Origin of the sequence: Wolbachia endosymbiont (group B) of Xylocampa areola, from assembly GCF_964028205.1 — a bacterium.
Lineage (GTDB): Bacteria > Pseudomonadota > Alphaproteobacteria > Rickettsiales > Anaplasmataceae > Wolbachia.
In genome coordinates this window covers 462,258-484,826 of the sequence record NZ_OZ034771.1, presented here as the reverse complement: position 1 = coordinate 484,826, position 22,569 = coordinate 462,258, and the positions used below count along the sequence as shown (strand labels likewise).

The following is a 22,569-nucleotide window of genomic DNA, read 5'->3' as shown; positions in this document are numbered from 1 at the left end:
TAGTAGAGGTAAAGTACAAGAATTTTATTTGTTAATCCCTTTCAAAGTTGAAGCTTTCTACGGTAGTTTTGGTGTATACCAGAAAGTAGATTATATGCAATTAACCAATTTTGAGATTTTTGACAATTTTTTAGCACTGAAGAGAAAAAGATATTTTTATTGACTTATCTATGTATTGAAGTAATCACTAAAAAGTTTTATTGGTTATGGTATATAATATGTCTAAGCAAGTAGGTAAACAAGGTGAAAGTAATCTTATTTTAGAGCCTGAACAGTTCTCTAACAGCTTCTTCAATAGTCAACAGAGTAGTTCATCAAATCCAAAATTACCGACTATAAGTCGTAAAGATAGGCATATGGATTTAATCAAGAAAAGGTACGCAAAAAACAAAGATGTTGCAGAATATCTAAGAAGTTATGACTTTATTAAAAGAGCAGAAGAATTGTCAATAATTTATCTTTTTGAGCGAGACTCATCTTCTACGAAATTGCAAATACCATTGACTACAGATGAACAAATTCTAGTTAAAAAATTTTGTGATGAGATGATAAAAGGTATAACAGAACACGATGAGCAAGAAAGCGTTTTAAAGTACATGGAACGCATAATAGAGGGTTATTTAAATCAAGGAATAAGATTAAACTCATATTACGGTAAGGATAATAAGACTGTAACAAATTTTATATTTGAAAAAATGGAAGAATTAATTAATCGCTTTCATGCAAATCCACACAATTCAACTACAAAAAATATCATACAAAAGATCACTCGTAATTTAGTGTTAAAAGGTGGGGTAGAAAAAGGATTATCTTTTTATAGCGATATTGAAGGCGGATATTACGGCTCTAATTATTTAAATGATCTTAACGAACAATGTAAGAGTAAGAAAAAAATGCTAGAGGGTCTAGCATATGAAGGTATTGTGAAAGAAAATAACAAGCAAATTGATAAATATGATCTTGAAGTAGAAGTAGATAATAAATATTTTTATATTAAGTATCCACAAGGTAGTATTGTTGAAATTGCGAGAACTTTAAATAATGAAAAAGCTAAGGATTTAGAAGTTGGCATATTTCAGATTGAGGAAAATATAGTAAAAGTTGAAATTACAGAAGATGGAAAAAGAAATTACACAGATATCTTAAAAGGTGGTATTGAAATATTTTTTACTACTAAAATAGGAGAGATTAGTATTTATCTACGGAAAGATGGTAACAAAATGGTAGTAGAAATTGATGAGAAAAGCAAAATAAGGTTTAGCAAGTTAGAAAACAAATCAAGCTTTGGAGGGAATTGTCTTATACAGGGAAAAAGTGTTTTAGAAGTTATGGGCAAGAGTTTTGAAAATATTCCTGAGGAGTTAACTCAGACTATTAAAAACGTTCCATCTACTAGTCTTATGCAAACATGTTTACAACAACAAGAAAACTCTAATAGGGAATTAAATTAATGTATTTTTAGGATAATAATTAAGAAATTAATTATAAACATTCATACGCATTCGATTGTAGTAGAGGATATGAGGCAGCAATTAGCACAAGAACTAAAGGCAAATGTGGTTGGTTGTCAAATAGTGATTGATTAAATCAATTTAGAGAGGTAAATAGCAGCTTTGCAGCTTGTTTTTATGAACAAAGATAAAACGTTGTAGCCAAGTGCGCTTTCGGCATTGTGCTGAATTGCAATATCTCTGTGCTCTAATTCCTCATCGCGAAATTTACTTATAGTTTCTCTTAATTCCCCATCTTCTAAATGTAAGACTTGCTCCTTGTAGTGCTCTCCGATCACTTCTTCAACTGCAGCAGTGCAAGCCATAGCGGCTTTTTTACCCATCATGGCAGTTACAACACCAAGTGATACCCCTAAAGCACCCCAAACTGGCAACAAAACAGTAGGACGAACTCTTTGCTCCTTGATTTTCTCATTAAAATAGTGGAAATGTTTTTTTTCCTGCTCCTCCATTTCAATTATTTTGTCAATTATGGAAGATTTTTTAAGAATAAATTTTTGACCAGAATAAATGCAAATGGCTCCATATTCGCCAGCATGATTTACTCTAATTGCTTGTTCTAAAAAATTTCCTTTCAATTTTTTTATATTGCTTTCCAATGTTTCCTCCATTTATTTCTGCATTAGTACTACTATAAACCAACATATTATAGAGTAAATAAAATTCCATGCATACATTGCACCAACATTGTGATTACAGGAACTCAAGTAGCAATAGCAAAAGTTACTTGACAGACTCTCCCACTTTCCCTTATCATATCAATAAGAGTATTTATCCTTGTTTTTAATCTCTGCAGATTTAACAACAAAATTCAGTAAAAAACTCAGGTATATATTGGCAGATTACATAAAATTATAGCGGCTGCATGTCTTTTTTATTTTTTCTACATTCAGCCAAAACACGCTTTAAATAAGCGTTAGCACATTATTACAATGCCAATTTACATTATTATAGGGTCAAAACTCACTACTGGGGGATTCTTTTGCCTTTTTTTTGTTTAGTAAATTTCTTAATATCTATAACTAACATGAACTAGGCAGTGTGTCAATAGGGTGTCATTCTAGTCTGGAATGATAGGAGAAGGTACTGCGATGACAACAAGTAGTAAGCTAAACGTCCGTGTGGTTATTGGTATTATCAAGATATTCTCTAATCTTCTTTAAATCTTCCCAAGCTAAGCGTTTTTGTGCTGGTTGACGAAGTAGATAGGCTGGATGAAATATAGCGGCTGTGGTAATTGCATGAGATAAATATTGGTTAGTATAAGTATGAAATTTGCCACGCAAGTTCGATATAGTCTTTGTGTTATCAAGAAGGCTATAACATGCGATTCCTCCAACAAAAATCAGAATCTGCGGTAAAACAAGAGCAATATGCTTCTCAACAAATGGTCTGCACATATCAAGCTCTAGATCAGTTGGTTTTCTATTACCTGGTGGACGCCAAAACACGGTGTTGCTTATATATACCTTAGTGCGGTCCAGATTAATTGCACCGAGCATCTTATCGAGCAGCATTCCGCTTGCACCACAAAATGGTATGCCTTTCAGGTCTTCATTTGCTCCTGGTGCTTCACCAACAAGCATGATTTTTGCATTTGGATTACCATCGGAAAAAACAGTATTAGTTGCAGTTTTTTTTATTTCACAACCCTCAAATGACTTAACTGCACTTCTTAGTTCATCTACACTACCACATTCACTTGCAAGCTTCCTTGCTTCAATGATCCAATCACTTGGGAACATGGCTTTTTTCTGCTCGATGACAGAAGACTGTGCAGCTCTCTCATTTTCCACTTTTTTTTCCTCTTCACCTTCAGTTAGCGTGCAGTCAACACCCACTTCATGATAGAACTTCAACAATTCTAGATCTTCATTGTTCATAGTGCCTCTTAACCTTTTGAGCTTTTTTCATAGCCATATCGTACTTCAATTTAGACAAATGTCTAACGTATAATATACCATTTAAATGATCTAACTCATGCTGAATACACCTTGCAAGCCAACCACTAGCTTTTAGCGTCTGTTCTTCGTTATTTAAATTTTTATATTTCACAGTTAAATATTTTGGACGCTTAATTTCATGGCTTTGCTCTGGAATTGAAAGGCACCCTTCTTTGAGAATTACTTGTTCACCCGATAATTCTGTAATTTCAGGGTTAATCATGCAAAATTTGCCAGTTGATTCATATCCTGCTGGCCCATCTTCAGCCTTCTCTGGCTGAACGTCCATGATAAAAATTCTCTTCAGCACTCCAACTTGTACTGCAGCAAGACCAAGACCTTCTGCATAGTACATAGTTTCGAACATGTCGTTTACTAATTCTTTAATTTTATCGGTTATATCTATTACTTCACTGGCACGTGTAGTTAACCTTTCATCAGGGGCAATTACAATTGGCAATTTAGACATAAAATTAAAATTTTATGTTTTATTTTTTCCTTTGTACAGTATTTTGGGTATATTAAAATGTTGCTGTATTTTTAATAGAAATATAAATTATTAAAGGAAGCTACAATTTGAATGGAATTGTGTCATAAGGTCAACTAATGTACTCTGCAGTAATAATAAAACCAAAGCGAAATGTTTTTGCCGTTTTAGACGTAGGTACAACAAAAATTATCTGTCTCATTGTTAAGATCAATAGCAACTTCAGCTATAAAATAATAGGAACGGGTTATAAAAGTGCAGAAGGTATAAGCGGTGGATCAATAACTGATGCAAAGCATGCAAGTTACTCTATTTCATCAACTATAGGTTTAGCTGAGCAAGTATCAGAAGAGACTATAGACCAGATATATGTGAATGTAGCCGGATGTGGAGTCTCATCTTTTAACGTATATAACGAAATTATTGCAGCTAATCACGAAATTTCAGACCGAGACATAAAACGTGTAGTCTTTCAGACATTTGAGAAATATATCGAAGAAAATGTCATCATTCACAATATACCACTGAAATATCACTTAGATGATATGACTGACATAAAGGAAGTCAGTGGATTATATGGAAAAAGATTATCTGCTGATGTTAATGTTGTCACTGCTTCGCGTCCAGCGCTTACCAATATCGAAAATTGTATAACTAATAATAGTGGGATAAGTATGTCTGGTTGTGTTGCTTCTGCATATTCTGCAGGCCTTGCCTGTCTAAGTAAAGATGAAAAAGAGCTAGGAACTGCCGTTGTTGACATAGGAGGTGGATGCACTGCAATTGGAATTTTTAAGAGAGGAAAACTTGTGTACACAAGCAGCATTCCAATTGGTGGCATTCACATTACCCGAGATATAGCTTATGGACTATGCACAAGTATAGAGCATGCTGAACGCATAAAAATACTATACGGTAGCACTATTGTAACTTCAATAGATGAGAATGAATGTATTGCAGTGCAAAGTAATGAAAGCGATGAACCAACTCAAGTGTTTAAGTCTGAACTTGTTAACATCATAAGACCAAGGGTTGAGGAAATACTTGAGCTGATAAGAGAACAATTTCAAGAACAGAAAGATCCAATTAATAAAGTAGTGATCACAGGTGGAACCAGTCAACTCACAAGCATGAAAGAAATTGCAAGCTATATATTCAATAAACAAGTCCGTATCGGATGCCCTGAATCTTGTAGCGGTCTTGATGGCGAATACGACAAAAATCCTGTATTTTCTGCTGCTTTAGGCTCTATAAAGCTAATAGTTGACACCTTTTATAGAAATAATTCTGGAATGCTTGGTCACGATGGCAAAATAAGTAAGTTATACCATTGGGTTAAATCAAAAGTCACAGTCTAGATTTTTGTCTTTATCTCTTAATATACAAATGGCTTGATCTAAGAGCTTATTTTTATAGTATTATTACACTGATGTATCCGTAAGAGAAGCAGAAAATTACAATAAAACGTAAGAAACATGAACATAACTATACATTCACAAGAAGATTTTGACTTTATGCGTAAAGCTGGCAGGCTTGCAGCTGAAACCCTTGATTTTATTGCACCACACGTCAAAGTAGGCGTAACAACTAATGAATTAAATGATCTATGTCATGATTTTATAATCAATGCAGGTGCAATTCCAGCACCACTGAATTATAAGGGATATCCGAAATCAATTTGTACTTCGAAAAATGCTGTTGTATGTCATGGTATTCCTGATGATAAACCTCTTAAAGATGGAGATATTTTAAATATTGACGTTACAGTGATTTTAAATGGCTGGTATGGTGACACAAGTCGCATGTTTTGGGCTGGTAAACCCTCAATAAAAGCAAAGCGTTTGTGTAATGCTACTTATAATGCGCTAATGGAAGCAATAAAACAAGTCAGGCCAGGCAATAAGTTAAATAAAATAGGACTTACTATAGAAAAATATATTGAAGATTTTGGATATTCTATCGTACGCAATTATTGTGGACATGGCATAGGAAAGGTTTTTCATGCTCCACCAAATGTTGTACATTTTTATGATGAAGGTGAGGATCTTATCTTAAAAGAAGGCATGTTTTTTACGGTAGAACCAATGATCAATGCTGGAAAACATGAAACTCTGCTCAGCAAGCTAGATGGCTGGACAGTGACAACACGTGATCTTTCACTTTCTGCACAGTTTGAGCATACGCTTGGAGTCACAAAAGATGGAGTTGAAATATTTACACTATCACCTAAAAATTGGCATTTTCCACCTTATGATTAGATTTTTTAAACACTTGGTTTTTGAAAAAATCTAACTCTTAACTTGTGATATAGCAACTAACCCAATTAATGCACAGAAAATCATGTAAAAACTTGCTAAAGTTCCTTGTCCTGTAACTTTGATAATAGTTGTGCATATAAATGGTGCAAGACCACCAAAAAATCCCGAAGCTATATTTCTTGATAAACCAAATCCACTGTATCGTACCTTTATTGGGAATAATTCACACATAAACGCGCTAACAGGACCAAGAGAAGCAGCTATTGGGATTATAAAAAGAACGTGCGCCATTATGGTGAGCAAATTATTACCACTTAGTATCATTGAAAAAACTGGATAACTTACTACTATAAAAGTCACAAATGCAAATTTCATGACTCTTTCTCTCCCTACCTTATCAGAAAGTATTGCAAATAGTATAGTCAATCCTCCAAGTGCAACCTGATTCAATATTTCTACTGCGTGATTAAAGTGAGTGTTTATTGTTGATGCAAGTAGATTAAAAAACACTAAATATATGTAAAGAGATGCATTCTCAACTATGTCAACTCCAATTGATATTAGAAAAGGTTTTTTATAGCCATTTAACAGTTCTTTTAACGGTAATTCATGTGGCTTTTCCTGCTTTTTATATTCTGGGCTTTCATCGAGTATATATCTCATATATATACTGATTAATCCTATTACAAAACTGAAAATAAAAGGCAATCTCCATCCCCAAGATTCAAAATCGGATACTTTTTTGCATATAAGCACCACTATAAGACTTAATATTGAGCCAAGAATTGCGCTCAATACTTCAATACTGCCAAAGAATCCTCTTTTATTTTTAGGAGCATGCTCTATTAAAAATGGGGCATTTCCTGCCTCTCCTCCAAGAGATATACCCTGCAATAATCTTAAACATACCACCAGTACTGATGCGAGTACCCCAATGTTCTGATAGCCTGGAACAAATGCAATAAGTACGGTTGATAGAGTCATCAATATGATAGAGAGAAATAGAGCAATCCTTCTTCCATATTTATCGCCAATGTGGCCAAATATAGCAGCACCAATTGGTCTTATTAAGAAACCCACTGCAAACACTCCAAAAGCTTTAAGTATGCTGACTAATTTGTCGTCTGATGGAAAAAACACATCTCCGATTATGCTTATTAGATGGCTGAAAAGCATGTGATCATACCACAACAAAGTGTTACAAATTAAACTTGATAGTATTACTTTTGTTATTTGTTGCACGAAATCTTCCGTAATTTGTTTGATATTATAGTAATATTACTTACTTTTTCAAACGTGAATTATGTAAATGTTATATTAATAATATTATCTTATTAAATTTTTATATCGTTGATTATATTTAAATATTCTTATACTATACCTATATATTTCCATATATTTTTTGGCGAGAAAGTTATTTTAATTTAAGTGCACAAAGTCTCTTGATATGACACATATTCCAGTTTTGTTGAAAGAGATGCTACTGCAATTGTCACCACACAGTGGTGGTATATATGTGGATGCCACGTTTGGAGCTGGAGGATATAGCAAAGCAATATTGGAATCCGCTGATTGCAAAGTGTATGCAGTTGATAGAGATGAAACAGTTACTAAATTTTATGATGATCTAAATGTTAAATACCCTAATAGAATAAAGTTATTTATTGAAAAGTTTAGTAATATCAAAAATTTATTAGATAGTAATAATATTAAAGGTATCAATGGAATAGTTTTCGACGTTGGAGTTTCATCTATGCAGCTTGATAATGGAGATAGAGGATTCTCATTTCTACGTGATGGCCCACTTAACATGAGCATGGATAACTATTCTCATATGAATGCTTCGACGTTTGTTAACGCTTTACGTGAAGAAGAGATTGCGAACACTATATATAATTATGGGGGTGAGCGTCATTCCCGCAGAATCGCAAGAGCGATAGTAAATGCGCGGAAGAAGAAAATTATCAAAACTACATTTGAACTTGCGGATATTGTACGTTCTGTAGTGTTTCGTGGAAAAAGCAAGATTGACCCTGCAACTAGGACATTTCAGGCAATCAGAATATGGGTAAATGATGAGCTAGGAGAGCTTGAAAAGGGTATTAAAGCTGCATCTGAGATTTTAAGTGAGAACGGCAAATTAATTGTAGTTACTTTTCATTCTTTAGAAGATCGTATAGTCAAAACTGTTTTTAAAGATTTATGTGAACCAGGATCTACTAAAACATTCTCCCTTTTAAATAAAAAAGTGATCAAAGCAAGTTCAGAAGAAATAAATGTAAATCCACGCGCGCGTTCAGCAAAACTGAGAGCTATACAAAGGTTATCATGAGGACCTTTCATGCCATTTCAATAATTATATTTTTATTGTAGGGTTATTTAAGGTAAAATTACACGTTCAATCACTAAATAGAGAACTAGCATGAATAAAGCATAAAATTAATTTAGTGCAAAGCGACATAAAAGTCCTGCAAGCAGAATGGAGTTATTTGAGTAATCTAAAAAAACTTGCAGTCTTACGGAGAAATACCTAAAAAATAACCCTTTGATACTAGCTAGCCAGATTCGACTCTCTGTAGTGTGTTAGCACAACTTAAAACCCAGAATAACAATTAGAACCTATCTTGAAAGGGAAAAAAATAAGATGAGGTAAGCAAAAAATAGGAGGGTAACGAGTGATAAGGCCAAATGTTGCACAAGGGGCGATAACAATTATTAATGCAATGAAATATATAATGAGGGAGTTTAATATAGTTATGCAAGAGGCCTAATTTGAAATATTAACATGAAAAATTGCTTGCGCATATTTCAAATCTGATTATAATTACAATTAGAGATATTTTAAGAGCTCAAAATCTATCTTTGTCTGCAGACTTTTTCTATTAAACAATCAAACTCATTAAATGTAGTGTGTCTTCTTCAGTGTATACACGTATACTTAATCTCTGTCGTATGTGCACTGCATTTTTTTCTAATCTTTTTTACACAGGAGGATTTTATGTCCAGAATTCCAGATATTTGACTTTTACTTTAGCTAAAAACCAATAGGCGCCTATTGTTTAACGCTAATTAAAATAAAAATTTTTCTAATATATAGAAGAATCACTGTTTACTGAAAATGGGATACGATTGCCAAGAAAGCTGCGAATGTCAAAGAATTTTAGGTAAACATTATTTGCTTGACGTATGAGCGTGCTCTCCTTACTGCAAGAACTCTTTAATATATGCTTAACCACTTAAGTCCTTTCAAGATATGTTCTTAGATTTAAGCTTTTAGGTAAACATACTACAATAAAATTTACTTTAGTATAAAGTTATTTGCATAAGATTTTGGCAGTCTTTTAACATCTTTTGGCATTTCAATTGTGTAATTTGTGTTGTGTTTCTTTGCGTAAGATATTGCTTTTTCAAGAGAATCAAACTTTAATACAATCTGTTTTTGGGGATCTTTTGAGCCAACCCATCCCATCAAAGGTTCAATATAGTAAGAACAAGGCTCAATTTTTAGGTACCAGAATTTTGTATTACCTAAGCCAGATTGTGTTGCAGTTTTTGTTGGCTTATAAATCTTAAAAACTACTTGATCGTTAATACTCATAGCTCTTACTACGTAATCTTAAGTATATATCTAAATAAATTTTTCCACAAAGAATTAGTGTGAAAGAATGAAGTTTGAAATAAATATTTTTATGTTATATTATTAAATTATATAAAAAGGATTAGCTGAATAGGAGTAATCGATGGCACAGCAAGAAATGGTAACAATTAATGCAGAGTTACGTGATGTAAAAAAAAAGAAAGCGATGCAGGCTCTGAGGGAGAAGGGAAGTATACCTGCAGTTATATATGGTAAAGGGCATGATAACGTAAATTTGACATTGTCTGCAAAGGAATTTACTAAACAATATAAATCAGGTGCTCTTTCTGCACATTTAATAGAACTAGATATTTCAGGGAAAAAAGAATATGCTCTTGTTCGTGATATTCAATGGCATGTAGTAAAGGATACTGTGCAACATGTTGATTTTCAGTTTGTTGATAAAGGTAGTGAAATTAAAATAGATATACCTTTATCATTCATCAATGAAAGTAAATCACCAGGAATCAAATTAGGTGGAGTGCTTAATGTTCTGTGTCGTTCTATTACTGTCAAATGCTCTCCTGAGAAAATACCTCAAGTCATAGAAATTGATTTGTCTGGCAAAATGATTGGTCAGTCTATACATATCAATGATGTAAAATTGCCAGAAGGTGTTAAATTTGTAGCTCATGAGGAAGAAAATTTCACCATTGTAACAATCTCTGCTGCCGATAGTGATGTTGAAGAGCCTCAAACAAAAACAGAGGAGTAGTGCATTTAATAGCTGGGCTTGGTAATCCTGGTAGTCAATATGAGTTAACTCATCATAATATTGGTTTTATCGTTATTGACGCAATTCACAAATATTGGAATTTTCAGTCATTTTCTAAGAAAGCCGATTACTTGATAACCTCTGGCATAATTAATAATAATAAAATCATGCTGATAAAACCTTATTCATTTATGAATAATTCAGGTATTCCTGTTGCAAAAATAAAAAATTTTTACAAATTATCGCTAGACAATATTGTTGTCATACATGATGATGCTGACTTAAAATTCGGAAGAATAAAAGTAAAAAAAGGCGGTAGCTCTGCTGGACACAATGGACTTAAGTCTATAGATAGCTTTATTGGTAACGATTATTGGCGTTTGAGATTTGGAGTAGGTAGGCCTGAAAATCGGAAAAGCTTAGCAGATTATGTATTATCAAAATTTGAAAATTTTGATAATGTTATCCTCTTAGTGGAAAAAATAGCAAAAAATATACACCTAATGCTACAAGGAGATATCTCAGCTTTCATCAACTCGGTTGAGAGTGAAACTTTAGTATAGCAATTGAATACTGCCTAATACAAGCATCTAGATTAGAATACTGATTCTTCTAGAAGTTGTTCACGCTCCTCTTCTATTGCAATAGAGTTATCGTGATTTTTAAATAAATCTCTGATTTTTGTTTCTATTTCATTTGCAATTTCTTTATTCGCCTTGAGGTAGCTTTTTACATTTTCTCTTCCTTGCCCAAGACGCGTATTGTTATATGAATAATAAGCGCCTGCCTTTTCAAGGACACCAAGTTTTGCTCCTATATCTATTATTTCCCCAAGTTTTGATATGCCTTCATTATACATTATATCAAATTTTGCCTCTCTAAATGGAGGAGCGACTTTATTTTTTACAACTTTAACTCTCGTTTCATTACCCGTAATATTCTCTTTATCCTTTATCGCACCAACTTTTCTTATATCAAGTCTTATAGAAGTATAGAATTTTAACGCATTTCCACCAGTGGTAGTTTCAGGATTTCCATATACTACTCCTATTTTCATACGAATTTGGTTGATAAATATCAATATACAGTTTGCTTTTGAAACTGCAGAGGTGAGCTTTCGTAGCCCATGACTTAGAAGTCTTGCTTGTAGTCCCATGTGCTGGTCGCCCATATCTCCTTCAATTTCAGCTCTTGGAGTTAGTGCTGCAACAGAGTCAATAACTATTACATCAACTGCACCAGAACATACTAAATACTCAACAATATGCAACGCTTGTTCTCCAGTGTCTGGTTGTGAAATCACTAAATCATCGGTGTTTACTCCAAGTTTACGAGCATATATAATATCCAGTGCGTGCTCCGCATCGATAAATGCACATAAACCTCCTTTTTTCTGTGCTTCAGCAATTACATGCAAAGCAAGGGTAGTTTTACCAGAACTCTCAGGGCCAAATATCTCAATTATACGTCCTTTTGGCAATCCCCCAACACCCAGAGCTGAATCAAGTGCAATCGACCCTGTAGATATCGTGTCTATTTTTTCTACAGGGTTTTGCTTTAGCTTCATTATTGCACCTTTACCGAATGCTTTTTCAATTTGACTTATTGCATTATCTAGTGCTTTTTGCTTATCATTATTTCTTTCTTCTGGATTATGTGCCATGGATCATTTATTAACTTGTATAGTCTCCATGGTAATTGAACGCAACCAATCTGCCAAGGGTTTTTTAATAACGAAGAACGTTAGTTACCTAAAATTAGATAGATAGACTTTGTAGTGCGATACAAAATAACGATAGAATACAATGGTAGTAGTTTCTCTGGCTGGCAAAAGCAACAACACTCTGCTAACTCAATTCAGGAAACCATAGAAAACGCTATATTTAATTTCAGTGGCGAGAGAGTCTCTTTGCATTGTGGTGGCAGAACTGACACAGGGGTTCATGCTTTAGAGCAAGTTGCTCATTTCAATATGGAAAGGCAATTTGAGCTTTACAGAATAAGAAATGGAATAAACTATCACTTAAAAGCGATTCCTATAGTTGTGCTTAGTGCAGAAGCCGTAGATGATGCATTTCATGCGCGATTTTCAGCAAAAAAAAGATATTATGAATATAGAATAATTAATCGCTACGCTCCTGCAGCTCTGGAAATCGGTTATGTGTGGCAAGTATTTAACCCACTTGACGTAAACATCATGCGTGAAGCTGCTAGACACCTGCTTGGAAAACATAATCTTTCAAGCTTTCGCTCAAAAGATTGTCAAGCTACAAATCCGGTCAGAACAATCGATGATATTGATATAGTACAAAACGGAAGTCACATATACATCAAAATATCTGCGATTTCCTTTTTACATAACCAGGTGAGGATTATTGTTGGTACTTTAGTTGAATTTGGAAAAAATAGAACTAATCCACAAGAAATGCTAAACATATTAAGTCAATGTAAAAGAAACGCTGCTGGAATCACTGCACCGCCTCACGGCTTATACTTAGTAAAGATAGATTACTAGCTTAAGTCCTCATTGGCATTACTATATATAGTGCACTTGGATCATCTTCATCAGTGATAATTGTAGCGCTATTACCATCTGATAAGCTAAATTTACACTTGTTTTCTATACAGGATAAAACATCAAGCAAATAACGAGAATTAAATCCTACTTCCATAAGAGCTCCATCGTAATCCACTTCTATAGACTCAGTTGCATCACTACACTCTTGGGAATTTGAATGTAGAGTTAATAAATTCTCTTGCAATGAAAATTTAATTGATTTTATTTTATCGGACACAACAACGGAAACTCGGTCTATAACACTAGCAAGTTTGCTACTCTCAACAATCATTTGTTTATCTTGAGACGTTGGAATAACGGCTTTGTAATCTGGAAAAGTTCCATCTATCAATTTTGATATTAGAATATACTCACCACATGTAAATTTGATTTTTCTATCTGAAAGTTTTATATTTATCTCATTACAATCATCCAATACTTTCAACAGTTCCATGATAGTTTTACGTGGAATGATCACCCCAAATTCTCCGTTGATATCTTCAGGTTTAGGCCTTTTTATACATGATAAACGGTGGCCATCAGTTGCAACGCAGTACAGAAATTGCTCATCTGTATGCAGATATATCCCATTCAAATTATACCTTGTATCATCTAGCGACACAGCAAACTTCGTTTTAGTCAACAAGTCTACCAAATCTGCACTTAGTAGAGTGAAATCGTATTGATGATCACCTTCTTCAAGAACAGGGAAGTTATTTGAAACTACGTTCGGTAAAGAAAAATTTGCATTTCCACAGGATATCAATAATTTTCCTTGATTATTCATTTCGAAATTGACATCCAAATTAGTTGGCAATTTTTTCACTATATCATGTAAAGTATGTGCTGAGATTTTCACTTCTCCTTCTGCTGATACATTTGCAGTAAGTGAGGCAAATATTGAAATGTCAAGATCAGTAGCCTTCAATTTTATGCTACCATATTGTGCTTTGATATTTATACACGCTAAAACATCTATCGCGTTGCGCCTTTCAACCACTCCACTTACCCTGGATAGCGTATTTAAAAGGCTTGCACGACTTACACTAAAACGCATTTGTTCACACACAGAACTTTGTTCTTTGATTCCTATATCTACAATTTTTGACATATTAATTCTCAAAAATATATTTTAAATGATATTCATATTCTATGTAAAGTGATATCCATATTTTTGTCTGAGAGACAAAACAGCCTATCTTATACTTTAGTGATCAATAATTTACTTTGTATGGCATAAGTCATGCATTTTTTGGTACGCTTTTTGAAAGCCAAGCAAGGAATAAGTATCATCAACATTTGCTGTTTTTACTTTTCCATTAACTACCATTGATAATCCCTGCTTCATTTTTAGAATCAAATCTTGGTCCATTTTTGTATCATCTGTCCACGCAAGACTTCCCTGTATTATTGGCAATTGATATTTAATTTTTTTATCGATATTGAGAACTACAGGCTCATTATTATACTGAAAGCCAGAAGTGACGCTCACCTCATCTGCTTTTTTATCAACGTAACTGACCATTACATACGGCTTGCGATCGGCTGTATAATGTTCACTTTTTTTCTTAGGATGAGATACAATATAACACACTTTTTCACCATCTTCCAATGCAGTATACACAAACCAGTCTTTATATTTTTCGCTCAGTTGTACATTACTAACCGATGCAAGAGTGTCTATTGAAAGAAATATTAGAAATACGAAAAGACTACGCATGTAAACCGAATTTCAAACTCTCTGATTTTATATGTTGTTTTACCTTACTCATCGCTTGCTCAGCCAGCTGTCTTATTCTTTCTCTTGAAACACAATATTTTTTGCTAAGCTCATCCAAAGTCTGAGTATTCTCAGATAAATATCTGCTAATGAAAATGTCTCTTGATCTTTCATTAAGACTTGCCAGCGCATTGCTTAAAATTGTTTCTTTTAATGCCTTTTCTTCATGATTCTGGTAAGCTACTTCTTGACTAACTAAATTACACGGAATCATATCTTGTAACTCCTTTTTAGAGTCATCACCTATTTTTATACAATTATTTAACGACTGATCCTTACAAGCCAGACGATAGCTCATCTGTACAACATCTTCTTCAGATACAGAAAGCTCATTTGATATTGCTTTTATTTCTTCTTTACTCAAAGTTTCTCTGTTTGTGTATTGTAAAATTCTTTTTTTTATTTTACGTAAACTAAAAAACAATCTCCTTTGTGCTTGCGTTGTACCTATTTTTACAAGTGACCAAGATTTTAATATAAAGTCTTTCATTGAAGCTTCAATCCACCATACTGCATAAGTTGAAAAACGAAATCCCAAGTCAGGATTGAACTTTTTCACTGCATGCATTAAACCCATATTTCCTTCCATGACCAGGTCCATCAACAATAGACCGTAATTCTTAAATTTCATTGCAATTTTTACTACCAAATTCAAATGGCTAGTAATCAACCTGTGAGCAGAAGAAATATCCTGGTATTCTTGCCAATTTTTTGCTAATCGCACTTCCTCTTCTTGGGAAAGCATAGGAAATTTTCGCACTTCAGCAATATATTGCATGAGATTAGTGCTACTATTAACACATAAATTTGCTACTGGGGTCAACATAATAACTTAAATTAAAACTCTATACATATAATATATTGATTTTCAGTGAAAAATTCAAGCTTTAATTAAAAAAGCATAACTTTATATCTAGTTGAGATCTTAACAACAGCTACCTAAATGTAGAATTAAAATTGCCAGCGTGTAACGATAAAAGCTACATTAGATAAATAATGTGTTATTCCAGTGCTCAAACACTGGAATTCACATTTCTTTTTTCTAGATCCCAGTGTCATGCTACTTGAATGACAAGAAAAACTCACTGGGATAATAAGACAAAGATAGACTAGAAATTAAACGCTACTCCAGCTTCTGCACCAACAGCGCTGTAAAGGACATTGATCTCTTTAGTAGCTGATACTGCTTCTTTATTAAAACTAGCACCATAAGAACCAAAATAACGAGCACCAGCAAAGAGTTTGATTTCTGGGGTTACATCATAACTAACACCAGCTTTTGCTTGATAAGCAAAACCAAATCCTTTTTGATCTTTAACTGCACTAGCTTCTGAAGGATTGCTGATATATACTGCACCAACACCAACACCAACGTATGGAGTGATAGGCATATCTTCAATCGCTATATCGTAATAAACGTTAACCAATCCTGAAAATGCTGCCACACTGTTTGCAACAGTTGTTGGAGTAAATGTTGCACCACTAACGTCGTTTTTGTTTAGTTGTGAGTAAAGTCCCTCAACATCAACCCTGATATCGTCCATTTTATAACCAAATGCAGCACCACCAGCCATAAAAGATGCTTTTAAAGGATCATGAACTTCGGTTCCTTTTTTATATTCAATGCCGTCAATTCTTGTTTTAAAAGGTAAAACTTCACCATTATATTGCAAACGAACATAGTAGCTAGTTTCTTCATCACTTATTGGACCAATAGGGTCTGATGAAAAAGCAGAGTTTGATAGGCTTAGCAACGTCACTAAAGCAGCTGCCGAAAAAAACTTTTTATAATGCATAATTACCCTCGTTAAAAAAATTAAAATTCCACTTTAGCAGTCTAAATAATAACTAAAGTTAAGTCAAGTGCTAACTTAATAACATAAAACCTTCTGTATCTTAACTAACTTTTAGGAAAATACAAAGATTTTATTAATTAATAAATAGAGTTACTCTACTTTTTTTACTCTTGATCTTCTGACACCTATTTCACTAATGTCTTTTTATCTTCTGATCTGCATTCATCATTGTGAATTGCTGCATATTCATGCAGTAATATGAATGTACTTCATGGAAGTACTAGTATAAAAGGAAAACACTTAGTTACTGCATTAAGGCAAACTTCAGTAGTAAATTTAAAAAGGAAGTTTAAATCCAGGTGGTAACCCCATCATACCTGCAAGATCAGAGGTTGCATTTGCCATATCTTCTTCTGCTTTTTTAATGGCATCATTAAACGCTGCTGTCACTAAATCTTCTACTATGTCTTTTTCTTCATTTCTCATAAGCTCTAAGTCTATGTTTACCTTTTTAGCTTTATAGCCACCTATTTTTATAACTTCCACTAATATAGAAACTTTGCCACCACCAGAAATACCTTGAAACTCTTTTCCAATATATTTTTCTTGGGCTTCCGCAAGCTTTTTTTGCATTTCTTGCGCTTGCTTCATTATTTGACTGAAATCCACAACCTACTCCTTATTTTCTATATTAACTACCTTTGCACCTTTAAACGTATTTAATATATCCTTAACTACAGGTGCATAATTTAAATTACTCACTTCCCTATTCATATAACTCGTATCAACTATAATAACCCACTCCTGATTAGTAGCTTGATTTAAGTAACTTTTCAAGTCATTACAAAAATTACTGTTCAAGTTAGATACAGCTTTTAATTTTAAATACCCAAATTTACAATCTATTAATTTTAGATTACTACACAGTTGTTTGTAAAGATAAATTTGGTTACTCCGCCTTAATAGTTGCAAAATCTTATCAAAATCGTAATTTTGTTGTTTATTTTTCACATGGATCCCAGTGTCACGCACTGGGATGACAGAGTGGGGTTTTTCCACATATTTTTTTGGATCCGAGTAGTCAGTTACTTGGATGACAGAGGGGGAAGGTGCAACAGGTCTGCCCTGTCTATTTCCTTGCTCTACATTCTGTGAAAGAATTTTTTTGATCACCTGTTCCGGAGAAGGCAAATCAGAAAGATAACAAAGGCTAATTAACATCATTTCAGCAGCAACCTCATTGCATGTTGAAATTTTTATATCTTGAATACCCTTAAGCAGCACCTTCCACAATCTCGAAAAAAATATTAAAGACTTTTTTGCACTCAAATCTTTTACTCTGCTCTTCTCATATTCTGTATCAATCTCTTTTGTAATTAAAAAACGGCATATTAACTGGATTGTTTGCAGCAGATCTTCAAAAATATTGAGCGGATTTGCTGTTTTTACCACATTGTCGAATACTAACAAAGCCTTCTGTAAATCACTATCTAATACTGCTTCCAGTAGATCAAATATAACGTTTCTATCTACTAGACCAAGTATGTCTGTAACACTTTGAGTGGATATTGTACCATCTTTGCTATATAGCAATGCTTGATTCATCAAAAATAAAGCGTTACGCATTGAATTGCTACAGTGGTGAGCAATTAATTCCGATGCTTCTTTTTCAATAAAATAATTTTCTTTTTGTGCAATATCATTTAAACGCTCCATTATCTTAGCTGAAGGAATGTTATGTAAGTCAAACCTTTGACAACGTGCAATAACAGTTATTGGTATCTTTTTTATTTCTGTAGTTGCTAGAATAAACTTTACGCTAGATGGTGGTTCTTCTAGAGTTTTAAGTAATGCATTAAATGCATTACTGGATAACATGTGTACTTCATCTATAATGTAAACTTTAAATTTAGAACTTATTGGTAAATAGCAAATATCTCCCAAGATCGCTCTAACATCCTCAACACTAGTGTGACTTGCCGCATCGATTTCAACTACATCTGGATGGCTTGAATTTTTTATTGCCAGACAACTTGTACATGATCCACAAGGTTCAAAAGTTGGCCCCAATGAGCAGTTCAAACATAAAGCTATTATTCTTGCAGTGGTGGTTTTACCAATTCCACTGCTACCAGAAAGCAGTATAGATTGTGGAATTTTGTTGAGAGTAAAAGCATTTTCTAGTATACGCACCAATATATCTTGACCTACTAAATCTTTAAAGCTACTAGGACGATATTTTAATGCTATGTTCATAGCCTAGAATAAAACAAATAGTACAAATAGGTATGCAACCCAAAAAGATTCTGATATGGTTGCTTCATTTCTGACCTGACCAAGTTACAGAATTTTTGCCTGCATACCTTATCAAAGGTTATACTTTTTTTTTTTTTTAGCAAGGTATATTCTATATTAGTCTTATAATTTATATGTTAGACCTTTTGCAACATTACTTTGGAGTAAACAGCCGTTACCTAAAATACTCTTCTTCTGTCATCCCAGTGTCCAGACACTGGGATCCAGAAAACTTAATTTTAAATGAATACATTAGGCTGTTGTATAATAAGAACTGGATTCCAGTGTCAATCACTGAAATGACACCCTTCCGGTGGGGATTGCTCTCAAACTACAATGTTCGTACAGTTGTACTGGGATTCAAGTATAAAAATATTTGGAAATTATACAATGGACAATGGATTCTAGGAATATATGTTAAAAGTAATGTCCATAATGAAATAAGCTGGATTCCAATGTCACGTACTGGAATGACAACATATAGGTATTGGAATAACAAAAGAGGAATATTATGATTTTATATCATTTTCCTCTTTGTCCATTTTCACGAAAAGTTAGAGCTCTTCTCAAGGAAAAAAAGCTGAGTTGTGATTTGGTATATGAAAATCCATGGGAAAAGCGGAATGAATTCATGGAGATCAATCCAATCGGACAAGTACCAGTATTAATAGATAATAACTTTGTAATAGCGGATAGTAATGCCATTTGTGAATATATAGAAGAGATTTACAATAGTAACGTCAAATTACTTGGTTCATCAACTATTATTAAGTCTAAAATACGCGCTTTAATCAATTGGTTCGATAGCAAATTTTACAATGAAGTTACTAAGTATATTATGAATGAAAAAGTAATTACTAACCGCAGCCCTGACTCTAGATTTCTTCATGCAGCTCAGCATAACCTGCCTTACCATATGGAATACATCGAACACTTAATTAACAAGAACGTTTGGCTTGCAACCGATAAGTTCACTTTAGCCGATATTACTTTAGCATCACATATTTCTATAATAGACTACGTAAATAGTTTTCCCTGGGAAAAAAGTAAGATTTTAAAAGAATGGTACTCCATTGTTAAATCAAGGCCTTGTTTTCGCGAAATATTATTAGAGAGAGTTTTTGGCTTAACTCCCCCTAGACATTACGCTGACCTTGATTTTTAACTTGCGTTAGTTTTAAAGCTACAGTCATTCCTTCGTCAGTAGGAATCAATATGGAGAAATATTTTTTTTCATCTGACAATCTATCGTTAAACTCTCTCATAGCATGCCATGACTTTTCTGATACTTCTTTTGGAGGAGATTCTAAAAATACTGTATCAAATAATAGAGTGTTATCTGCAACGATTAGCCCATCTTGTTTAATGTATGACTCTGCCCAATCTAAATACTTAGGATAACTACTTTTGTCAGCATCGATGAATATCATGTCAAATGGTGCCTTTGCTGATAATTCATTAATTTTTTCCAGTGCATCACCTTCTATTAGAGTAATTTTATCACTTAGATTAAAAGCACTAAAATTTTTTTTTGCTATTCTTGAGTGTTGAGGATTATTTTCTATTGTATATATATGACCATCTTTCGGTAAAGCTTTTACCATACAAATTGACGAATAACCATATAAAGTGCCAATTTCAACTATGCTTTTAACTTTATGGATTTTGATAAATAAATTTAATAATTTTCCTTCTTCAGGAGTGATTTGAATACGTTGTTTCTTATCAAGAGTACAATGTTCTTCTATTTTTTTATACTCTTTTGCAAATAAGCTTCTTATGTACAACGATTTTCTGCTAAAGTTATGACGCATTAAGTTTTATAATATAAACTAAGGAGGTTTAATCTATATAAGATTTATAGATATAACAATAGAGTTAAGAATAATAAAAATTTTTATTTTAAGTTGTTATTTTATAAAGTAAAATTTTAAGTGACAAAGATTATTATATATTTTACTATGGTTAACTAGTATAATAACCAATTGTTATACTAGAATTAAGGGATCGTTTATTTTACATCTCTCTTAAAATGTAATTTTTATAATCAATTAGAGGGGGTTATATGTCTTATAACATTGCTAACGAAGTTGAAACGTTAAGCAAGAAATCTAATAATAATGAAGGAGTGAAATTACTGCACAATCCAGCTTATCGCGAGAAGTACAAAGAACGCTTTAACGAAGCTCAGAAAAAAGTTATGGATATGGTCCAATTTTATGATGGAACGATAGTATTAATAGAGAATAAAATTGCTATGTATTATTATGCTTGGCACAGTAAAAAAAGAGAGTTTGAGCGTAAAAAGCAACAAACAGTATCAAAAAATAATGATTCAGCATAGGGTTTTTATATGGTAAGCTACAGTGTTATTACTTCACTATAGCTTTTCCATATAACTCATCTATTACATTAGTGAAGTATTCCAGCTCTCTATACCCTTCATGTTTGATTTTACCATTCTCTACATATGATTTGTCATCGTTAATCTTGATGATGAATACAGGAGTAGCTGTGATATCAAGTTTATTAATTGCAAGTGATTTATCATTTATAATTTTGTCCATCATCTTTTTATCATTAATGCATTGGTTAAATACATCTTGCTTCAAATTGCTTAGTGCAGCAATTTTTTGTAGTATAGTTAAATCACTAAAATTAGAGTAGTTCCACGAGTCTATTGCATTAAACACAGCTTTGTTAAAATTAAAATAGTCTTCTTCTTTTTCATAGCAATAACTTAGCATTGCAGCTTTTAATCCTCTGTAATCTAGAGGAAAATGACGGAATATGTATAACATCTTACCTGTATCTATGTACTTTTCTTTGATTTTAGGAAAAACTTTCTTATGAAAAAGAGAACAGTGATAACAAGTGAGCGAAGCATATTCTATCATTAAAATTGGTGCTTTTGGATCACCTAATAATTTATCATCAGGCAGTAGTGACAGTAGTTCTTTTGATGTTATTTCATCAGTTTTTTGAGTGTTGGGTAAGTTTTGTTCAATAGCTGCATAAGAACTAACACTTATAAAAATAAGTAAGAACAATAATCTAAAAATCATTACAATGGAAATACTTAACTTATTAAAGAATTTATGCATTTATATAAATGATGTCAAGATAACTTTTTCTCGGCAACACTTTCTACTCTGTCTTTAAATGCAGCAATTATTTTACTTTGTGTGTATTTATAAACTGAGTTTAATAAGGCGGAAAACAAATTGGATTTAAATTCAAACTTTATATAGAACTCTACCATAGTTTTACTTTCATCTATAGGAGTGAATTTCCATTCGTTGTATAAATGTTTAAATATTCCATTTGACGACACAGCTTTTATCCAACTTTTATTTGCTCCATTTGGAGAAAGAAAGGTCACTTCTGATGTGTAACTTCCTTTAATGCCATGAAAAGCTGCAAGGAGGTCCACAATCATTTGGCTATCAGTTTTTTCTTTTATATAAACAGCTTTGCACCAAGGAACAAAATCAGGATACTTCTCAACGTCAATTACAACTTGAAATATCTCATGAGATGAACAGAAAAAAACACCTTGTTCTTTATATTGGTGTAACATAAACCTAAAT

At 33.1% G+C, this 22,569-nt stretch carries 24 protein-coding genes, 1 other RNA gene and 1 pseudogene; 10 read left to right on the top strand and 16 right to left on the bottom strand.

What is annotated here, in order from left to right:
- Nucleotides 1-218 precede the first annotated feature (218 nt).
- Nucleotides 219-1,451 carry a hypothetical protein gene (locus ABWU35_RS02310; protein ID WP_007302312.1) on the top strand — a complete coding sequence of 411 codons (1,233 nt, stop codon included), beginning with the start codon at nucleotides 219-221 and terminating at the stop codon, nucleotides 1,449-1,451.
- A gap of 131 nt (nucleotides 1,452-1,582) precedes the next feature.
- Here the strand turns inward: ABWU35_RS02310 and ABWU35_RS02305 are convergent, their stop codons facing one another.
- From ABWU35_RS02305 to def, 3 genes are all read right to left on the bottom strand, one after another.
- Nucleotides 1,583-2,122, bottom strand: a complete 540-nt coding sequence (locus ABWU35_RS02305) for a demethoxyubiquinone hydroxylase family protein (protein WP_179943898.1) — start codon at nucleotides 2,120-2,122, stop codon at nucleotides 1,583-1,585.
- Nucleotides 2,123-2,620: 498 nt separating this feature from the next.
- Nucleotides 2,621-3,394 carry a uracil-DNA glycosylase family protein gene (locus ABWU35_RS02300; RefSeq protein ID WP_010403847.1) on the bottom strand — a complete coding sequence of 258 codons (774 nt, stop codon included), beginning with the start codon at nucleotides 3,392-3,394 and terminating at the stop codon, nucleotides 2,621-2,623.
- Nucleotides 3,384-3,923, bottom strand: coding sequence for a peptide deformylase (gene def / locus ABWU35_RS02295; RefSeq protein WP_007302315.1), 540 nt, complete (start codon nucleotides 3,921-3,923; stop codon nucleotides 3,384-3,386). Before def ends, ABWU35_RS02300 begins: the two co-directional genes overlap by 11 nt.
- A 137-nt stretch (nucleotides 3,924-4,060) precedes the next feature.
- Here def and ftsA point away from each other — a divergent pair, with 137 nt between their 5' ends.
- Together ftsA and map are read left to right on the top strand one after the other, a co-directional pair.
- Nucleotides 4,061-5,299: a cell division protein FtsA gene (gene ftsA / locus ABWU35_RS02290; RefSeq protein ID WP_007302316.1), complete on the top strand. Its 1,239-nt coding sequence runs from the start codon at nucleotides 4,061-4,063 to the stop codon at nucleotides 5,297-5,299.
- A gap of 117 nt (nucleotides 5,300-5,416) precedes the next feature.
- Nucleotides 5,417-6,199 carry a type I methionyl aminopeptidase gene (gene map, locus ABWU35_RS02285; RefSeq protein ID WP_007302317.1) on the top strand — a complete coding sequence of 261 codons (783 nt, stop codon included), beginning with the start codon at nucleotides 5,417-5,419 and terminating at the stop codon, nucleotides 6,197-6,199.
- Nucleotides 6,200-6,229: 30 nt separating this feature from the next.
- Here the strand turns inward: map and ABWU35_RS02280 are convergent, their stop codons facing one another.
- Complete coding sequence (locus ABWU35_RS02280) at nucleotides 6,230-7,441, bottom strand: MFS transporter (RefSeq protein ID WP_012481950.1); 1,212 nt, start codon at nucleotides 7,439-7,441, stop codon at nucleotides 6,230-6,232.
- 205 nt (nucleotides 7,442-7,646) lie between these two features.
- Here ABWU35_RS02280 and rsmH point away from each other — a divergent pair, with 205 nt between their 5' ends.
- Nucleotides 7,647-8,531 (top strand): 16S rRNA (cytosine(1402)-N(4))-methyltransferase RsmH, encoded by an 885-nt coding sequence (gene rsmH, locus ABWU35_RS02275; RefSeq protein ID WP_007302319.1) that lies wholly within the window; start codon nucleotides 7,647-7,649, stop codon nucleotides 8,529-8,531.
- 966 nt (nucleotides 8,532-9,497) lie between these two features.
- On the opposite strand, the gene ABWU35_RS02270 is transcribed toward rsmH, so the two are convergent.
- Nucleotides 9,498-9,797 carry an ETC complex I subunit gene (locus ABWU35_RS02270; RefSeq protein WP_213863861.1) on the bottom strand — a complete coding sequence of 100 codons (300 nt, stop codon included), beginning with the start codon at nucleotides 9,795-9,797 and terminating at the stop codon, nucleotides 9,498-9,500.
- A gap of 142 nt (nucleotides 9,798-9,939) precedes the next feature.
- Here ABWU35_RS02270 and ABWU35_RS02265 point away from each other — a divergent pair, with 142 nt between their 5' ends.
- Together ABWU35_RS02265 and pth are read left to right on the top strand one after the other, a co-directional pair.
- Nucleotides 9,940-10,551 carry a 50S ribosomal protein L25/general stress protein Ctc gene (locus ABWU35_RS02265; RefSeq protein WP_211907644.1) on the top strand — a complete coding sequence of 204 codons (612 nt, stop codon included), beginning with the start codon at nucleotides 9,940-9,942 and terminating at the stop codon, nucleotides 10,549-10,551.
- Nucleotides 10,551-11,114, top strand: a complete 564-nt coding sequence (pth, locus tag ABWU35_RS02260) for an aminoacyl-tRNA hydrolase (RefSeq protein ID WP_264684881.1) — start codon at nucleotides 10,551-10,553, stop codon at nucleotides 11,112-11,114. Before ABWU35_RS02265 ends, pth begins: the two co-directional genes overlap by 1 nt.
- 32 nt (nucleotides 11,115-11,146) lie before the next feature.
- Here the strand turns inward: pth and recA are convergent, their stop codons facing one another.
- Nucleotides 11,147-12,214: a recombinase RecA gene (gene recA, locus ABWU35_RS02255; protein ID WP_353276050.1), complete on the bottom strand. Its 1,068-nt coding sequence runs from the start codon at nucleotides 12,212-12,214 to the stop codon at nucleotides 11,147-11,149.
- A gap of 114 nt (nucleotides 12,215-12,328) precedes the next feature.
- Here recA and truA point away from each other — a divergent pair, with 114 nt between their 5' ends.
- Complete coding sequence (truA, locus tag ABWU35_RS02250; protein ID WP_264685524.1) at nucleotides 12,329-13,066, top strand: tRNA pseudouridine(38-40) synthase TruA; 738 nt, start codon at nucleotides 12,329-12,331, stop codon at nucleotides 13,064-13,066.
- Between the two features lies 1 nt (nucleotide 13,067).
- On the opposite strand, the gene dnaN is transcribed toward truA, so the two are convergent.
- The 7 genes from dnaN to ffs all read right to left on the bottom strand — a co-directional run bounded on the left by dnaN (nucleotide 13,068) and on the right by ffs (nucleotide 19,055).
- The gene (dnaN, locus tag ABWU35_RS02245) at nucleotides 13,068-14,219 is read right to left on the bottom strand and encodes a DNA polymerase III subunit beta (protein ID WP_007302325.1); all 1,152 of its coding nucleotides are present in this window, start codon (nucleotides 14,217-14,219) and stop codon (nucleotides 13,068-13,070) included.
- Between the two features lie 111 nt (nucleotides 14,220-14,330).
- On the bottom strand, nucleotides 14,331-14,828 hold the full coding sequence (locus ABWU35_RS02240; protein ID WP_019078627.1) for an invasion associated locus B family protein: 498 nt from the start codon (nucleotides 14,826-14,828) through the stop codon (nucleotides 14,331-14,333).
- Nucleotides 14,821-15,714 (bottom strand): RNA polymerase factor sigma-32, encoded by an 894-nt coding sequence (locus ABWU35_RS02235; protein ID WP_012481951.1) that lies wholly within the window; start codon nucleotides 15,712-15,714, stop codon nucleotides 14,821-14,823. The genes ABWU35_RS02240 and ABWU35_RS02235 overlap by 8 nt, the downstream gene beginning before the upstream one ends.
- Nucleotides 15,715-15,997: 283 nt before the next feature.
- Complete coding sequence (locus ABWU35_RS02230) at nucleotides 15,998-16,684, bottom strand: P44/Msp2 family outer membrane protein (RefSeq protein ID WP_353276047.1); 687 nt, start codon at nucleotides 16,682-16,684, stop codon at nucleotides 15,998-16,000.
- Between the two features lie 336 nt (nucleotides 16,685-17,020).
- Nucleotides 17,021-17,335, bottom strand: a complete 315-nt coding sequence (locus tag ABWU35_RS02225; protein WP_007302329.1) for a YbaB/EbfC family nucleoid-associated protein — start codon at nucleotides 17,333-17,335, stop codon at nucleotides 17,021-17,023.
- A gap of 21 nt (nucleotides 17,336-17,356) precedes the next feature.
- The gene (gene dnaX, locus ABWU35_RS02220) at nucleotides 17,357-18,940 is read right to left on the bottom strand and encodes a DNA polymerase III subunit gamma/tau (protein ID WP_007302330.1); all 1,584 of its coding nucleotides are present in this window, start codon (nucleotides 18,938-18,940) and stop codon (nucleotides 17,357-17,359) included.
- 16 nt (nucleotides 18,941-18,956) lie between these two features.
- Nucleotides 18,957-19,055, bottom strand: an RNA gene (ffs, locus tag ABWU35_RS02215) — signal recognition particle sRNA small type.
- A gap of 121 nt (nucleotides 19,056-19,176) precedes the next feature.
- Between ffs and ABWU35_RS06130 the strand changes: the two are divergent.
- Both ABWU35_RS06130 and ABWU35_RS02205 read left to right on the top strand, forming a co-directional pair.
- Nucleotides 19,177-19,284, top strand: a pseudogene (locus ABWU35_RS06130) (WPE palindromic element domain-containing protein); the annotation flags it as partial.
- Between the two features lie 206 nt (nucleotides 19,285-19,490).
- Nucleotides 19,491-20,144: a glutathione S-transferase family protein gene (locus tag ABWU35_RS02205; RefSeq protein ID WP_007302332.1), complete on the top strand. Its 654-nt coding sequence runs from the start codon at nucleotides 19,491-19,493 to the stop codon at nucleotides 20,142-20,144.
- Here ABWU35_RS02205 and ABWU35_RS02200 read toward each other — a convergent pair.
- A complete protein-coding gene (locus tag ABWU35_RS02200) occupies nucleotides 20,116-20,793 on the bottom strand; it encodes an O-methyltransferase (RefSeq protein WP_006013497.1) in 678 nt (225 codons plus the stop codon). The genes ABWU35_RS02205 and ABWU35_RS02200 overlap by 29 nt on opposite strands.
- A 251-nt stretch (nucleotides 20,794-21,044) precedes the next feature.
- Between ABWU35_RS02200 and ABWU35_RS02195 the strand changes: the two genes are divergently transcribed.
- On the top strand, nucleotides 21,045-21,323 hold the full coding sequence (locus ABWU35_RS02195) for a DUF2671 domain-containing protein (RefSeq protein WP_007302334.1): 279 nt from the start codon (nucleotides 21,045-21,047) through the stop codon (nucleotides 21,321-21,323).
- Nucleotides 21,324-21,351: 28 nt separating this feature from the next.
- Here the strand turns inward: ABWU35_RS02195 and ABWU35_RS02190 are convergent, their stop codons facing one another.
- Nucleotides 21,352-22,044: a thioredoxin domain-containing protein gene (locus ABWU35_RS02190; RefSeq protein WP_007302335.1), complete on the bottom strand. Its 693-nt coding sequence runs from the start codon at nucleotides 22,042-22,044 to the stop codon at nucleotides 21,352-21,354.
- A gap of 53 nt (nucleotides 22,045-22,097) precedes the next feature.
- The gene (locus ABWU35_RS02185; RefSeq protein ID WP_006013504.1) at nucleotides 22,098-22,559 is read right to left on the bottom strand and encodes a type II toxin-antitoxin system RatA family toxin; all 462 of its coding nucleotides are present in this window, start codon (nucleotides 22,557-22,559) and stop codon (nucleotides 22,098-22,100) included.
- Nucleotides 22,560-22,569 lie beyond the last annotated feature (10 nt).

Coding starts and splice junctions, on each gene's coding strand:
- ABWU35_RS02310 (WP_007302312.1), top strand. CDS start 219: ATGTCTAAGCAAGTAGGTAAACAAGGTGAAAGTAATCTTATTTTAGAG.
- ABWU35_RS02305 (WP_179943898.1), bottom strand. CDS start 2,122: ATGGAGGAAACATTGGAAAGCAATATAAAAAAATTGAAAGGAAATTTT.
- ABWU35_RS02300 (WP_010403847.1), bottom strand. CDS start 3,394: ATGAACAATGAAGATCTAGAATTGTTGAAGTTCTATCATGAAGTGGGT.
- def (WP_007302315.1), bottom strand. CDS start 3,923: ATGTCTAAATTGCCAATTGTAATTGCCCCTGATGAAAGGTTAACTACA.
- ftsA (WP_007302316.1), top strand. CDS start 4,061: ATGTACTCTGCAGTAATAATAAAACCAAAGCGAAATGTTTTTGCCGTT.
- map (WP_007302317.1), top strand. CDS start 5,417: ATGAACATAACTATACATTCACAAGAAGATTTTGACTTTATGCGTAAA.
- rsmH (WP_007302319.1), top strand. CDS start 7,647: ATGACACATATTCCAGTTTTGTTGAAAGAGATGCTACTGCAATTGTCA.
- ABWU35_RS02270 (WP_213863861.1), bottom strand. CDS start 9,797: ATGAGTATTAACGATCAAGTAGTTTTTAAGATTTATAAGCCAACAAAA.
- ABWU35_RS02265 (WP_211907644.1), top strand. CDS start 9,940: ATGGCACAGCAAGAAATGGTAACAATTAATGCAGAGTTACGTGATGTA.
- recA (WP_353276050.1), bottom strand. CDS start 12,214: ATGGCACATAATCCAGAAGAAAGAAATAATGATAAGCAAAAAGCACTA.
- dnaN (WP_007302325.1), bottom strand. CDS start 14,219: ATGTCAAAAATTGTAGATATAGGAATCAAAGAACAAAGTTCTGTGTGT.
- ABWU35_RS02240 (WP_019078627.1), bottom strand. CDS start 14,828: ATGCGTAGTCTTTTCGTATTTCTAATATTTCTTTCAATAGACACTCTT.
- ABWU35_RS02235 (WP_012481951.1), bottom strand. CDS start 15,714: ATGTTGACCCCAGTAGCAAATTTATGTGTTAATAGTAGCACTAATCTC.
- ABWU35_RS02230 (WP_353276047.1), bottom strand. CDS start 16,684: ATGCATTATAAAAAGTTTTTTTCGGCAGCTGCTTTAGTGACGTTGCTA.
- ABWU35_RS02225 (WP_007302329.1), bottom strand. CDS start 17,335: ATGAAGCAAGCGCAAGAAATGCAAAAAAAGCTTGCGGAAGCCCAAGAA.
- dnaX (WP_007302330.1), bottom strand. CDS start 18,940: ATGAACATAGCATTAAAATATCGTCCTAGTAGCTTTAAAGATTTAGTA.
- ABWU35_RS02205 (WP_007302332.1), top strand. CDS start 19,491: ATGATTTTATATCATTTTCCTCTTTGTCCATTTTCACGAAAAGTTAGA.
- ABWU35_RS02200 (WP_006013497.1), bottom strand. CDS start 20,793: ATGCGTCATAACTTTAGCAGAAAATCGTTGTACATAAGAAGCTTATTT.
- ABWU35_RS02195 (WP_007302334.1), top strand. CDS start 21,045: ATGTCTTATAACATTGCTAACGAAGTTGAAACGTTAAGCAAGAAATCT.
- ABWU35_RS02190 (WP_007302335.1), bottom strand. CDS start 22,044: ATGATTTTTAGATTATTGTTCTTACTTATTTTTATAAGTGTTAGTTCT.
- ABWU35_RS02185 (WP_006013504.1), bottom strand. CDS start 22,559: ATGTTACACCAATATAAAGAACAAGGTGTTTTTTTCTGTTCATCTCAT.